The organism is Flavobacterium sp., assembly GCF_031363805.1.
Classification (GTDB): Bacteria; Bacteroidota; Bacteroidia; order Flavobacteriales; family Flavobacteriaceae; genus Flavobacterium.
On record NZ_JANLVD010000044.1, the window covers coordinates 1 to 3103 of the forward strand.

Sequence of the window (3103 nt, forward strand, 5' to 3'; positions counted from 1 at the left end):
GCAAAAATCCCCCATAAAACTGGGAAACTGGTTTTCCAGATGGTAGTTCTGAGCAAATCGATTTTTTCACGAGCAATATTGTCTTTTGTGTAATCGTTCATTGAATTTGTAGCGTTTTCGTAGACAATGTTGTATTGTTTGTTGTAAGCCATAATATCAGTTGAGTTAACTGGGGAGTTGCCAATAACCAATCCGTGTAGCATTACTTCAGTGCTTGCTATGTATATAATGAAAAAGGCAAAAAGCCATACAAAAAATTTCTTTTCTAGGAAATCTCCAATTGACTTATTGGTGTGCATTTTGTATAAACTGTACATAAAATAAATGGTGATAACAAGCGATATATAATGCAGATAAAATGCAATACTTTGCGGAACGCCACTTGCAATATATTCGCGATGTTCGCTAAAAGCTACATTTGAAAATACAGTAGCAAAAAGAAAAATATTCACTATGGCAATTAAGGAAGCCATATTTCTTGCCATTTGATTTTCTTTTTTGAGCAAGAAATAAAACAACACACCAGAAAATAATAGGTGATATAAAATTGGGAATGCTATTGCCGAATCATATTGTTTAATGTAGTCTTCAGATTGGTAAAAAACTTCAGCCATTCCGACTATATAAGCAACTAAAATACCCACCACAAAAATAAATTTTCGATACCCAATTGGATTGAAAACTATTCCCATTTGTTTGACAGATTCGTCCTCTTTTTTTAGTAAAAAATAAACAAAGAATAGTGATGCAATCGCTACAATACCTGTTACAAATATTGGATTTATAACAACATTTAGTTCAACTGTAAAATTGTTGTAATATTTCCCCCAATCCATCATTAAGCTGATGCACATTAAAACATGCACAATAATACTTCCAAAACGGTAACTGGCAATATTCGATTTTTGAGCCAACCACATTAATAAAACTGCTTCACCAGCCCAAAATAATGTAATATAATTGCCTTCAAACTGAACAGGAATAGCTAAAGTTATAAAAGTTAAAGTCAAACCAATGAGTAAATAAATAGCATTTTTGTCTAAACCAAATTTCTTGTACAAAAACCAAGCGTAAAACAAATTCATTGCTGCGATAGATGCTGTAAATACACCTTTTAGTTCAGGATGATAACTATCTAAAATTGCCATTCCTGCGCCATAAAATAAGAAAGTATTGGCTATAAAAATAGAAAGTTGTGTTTTGGTAAAAGTACCTTGTGTTCTTAAATTATTAATAATGTTAATTAAAGTAAATAAAATATAAAAAGCGAACCCAAAACAAAAAGCACCTAAATAGTGTGGTTTCAATTCTGCAAATTCGCGAGTAAGCCAACCAGTATATAATATGACTGTAAATATAAAAGCGAGAACGTTTACTAGATTCCATTTTTTGTAATAGGCCATTGCCAAAATTCCGACATTCAAAATCAAAATATAGCTGAATAAAATCACATAATTTCCAGAACCTGTACTTACCATAAATGGAACGGCAAAGCCACCAATGAGCGATAAAACTGCCAGTTCAATTCTGTTGTAAGACAACGAAACCAAACAGCTAAATGCAGTTATAACGACCATAATTGAAAATGCTACAGTTTGACTAAACAATTCATACTCGTGAAAAGCTATACCAATTGTAAAATAGAAAATGGCAATGGCTCCAGCCACCAAAACCGAACTAAATGCGGCATAATTGGTACGCAATTTATGTGCAATTCCCATAACAAGCGCACCGCAAAGCACGCCAATACCCACACGAGCAGGTTCGTTTATCCAATCTTTATCAATAGCAAATTTTACAAAATAGCTGATTCCCAAAACTAGAATCAAGATACCAATTTTGCTAATCAGGTTTTCGCCAATAAATTTTTCTAAATCAGGATTATTGTCTTTAAAATTTTCTACAAATGATTTTTGAGGTTCAACGGCTACATAAGGTTTTTTATCTGCAACTGTTGCATAAGGTTTTTTAGGTTCAGGTTTGGCGTCAGAATATGAATCCATCGTAAAAACAATTTTCTCTTCTGTTTTCTCCTCAACAACTGTTTTAATTACTGGAGGTTTCACTTCTTCGGCTATAGGAATTGGTTTTGCAACTTGTGGAGTAGCAGCAACAGGTGCTTTTTCTATAGGTTTTTCTACTGGTTTTTTTACATCATCAGTAAAATTTCCAACTTTTAAAGAATCCATTTTTTTATTCAAATCATCAAAACGATCTTGAAGATAATCAAATCTCGAATTAAAATTGCTTTTAATAACAAACAAAAACCCTACTAAAACAAGGAGTAAAAAAATTTCCATATCAACAATTTACTATTAGTAAATGTAAATATAATAATGTTTTTGGATTTTCAAGAAATAAGTGGTTGTTGTGGGTAGTTTGTATATGGTTTAATCATAAACAAAAAAAGCCAAACATTTCTGTTCAGCTTTTGGTCGGGGTGGCAGGATTCGAACCTGCGGCCTCCTGCTCCCAAAGCAGGCGCGATAACCGAGCTACGCTACACCCCGTAAATGGAGTGCAAATATAAGTTTATATTTTTGTTAAAAAAAGGAATTTTAAAAATAAATAAAATTTATAAGAACATAGTTATTTTGGATTTACTTCCATGCAAAAATTTTACAATAAAGGTTTATCTTTGCATTCTCAAAAACAATATATAATGTCTGATACAATCGAAAAAATAAAATGCCTAATAATAGGTTCAGGTCCCGCAGGATATACAGCAGCAATTTATGCAGCTAGAGCCAATATGTTTCCAGTTTTATACCAAGGAACACAGCCTGGTGGACAACTAACCACCACCAATGAAGTAGAAAATTGGCCTGGAAATCCCGAGGGAATTACTGGTCCAGAAATGATGGTTGGGATTGAACAACAAGCCAAACGTTTTGGTACAGACGTAAGAGATGGTTGGGCAACCAAAGTCGATTTTTCTGGAGATGTGCATAAAGTTTGGATTAATGATACCAAAGAATTGCATTGTGAAACAGTAATTATTTCAACTGGTGCTACTGCAAAGTATCTTGGCTTAGAATCTGAACAACACTATTTGAAAATGGGTGGTGGCGTTTCTGCTTGTGCAATTTGCGATGGGTTCTTT

At 33.3% G+C, this 3103-nt stretch carries 2 protein-coding genes and 1 tRNA gene; 1 reads left to right on the forward strand and 2 read right to left on the reverse strand.

What is annotated here, in order from left to right:
* Together RMN92_RS02555 and RMN92_RS02560 are read right to left on the reverse strand one after the other, a co-directional pair.
* Positions 1-2189, reverse strand: a 2189-nt coding sequence (locus tag RMN92_RS02555; protein ID WP_309607896.1) for a DUF2339 domain-containing protein, incomplete at its 3' end; no start/stop codon positions are given.
* Between the two features lie 243 nt (positions 2190-2432).
* Positions 2433-2510: transfer RNA gene (locus RMN92_RS02560), tRNA-Pro, on the reverse strand.
* A 152-nt stretch (positions 2511-2662) separates the two neighbouring features.
* On the opposite strand from RMN92_RS02560, the gene RMN92_RS02565 reads away from it, so the two are divergent.
* Positions 2663-3103 (forward strand): FAD-dependent oxidoreductase (locus RMN92_RS02565; RefSeq protein WP_309607897.1); only part of this gene is annotated, 441 nt, incomplete at its 3' end.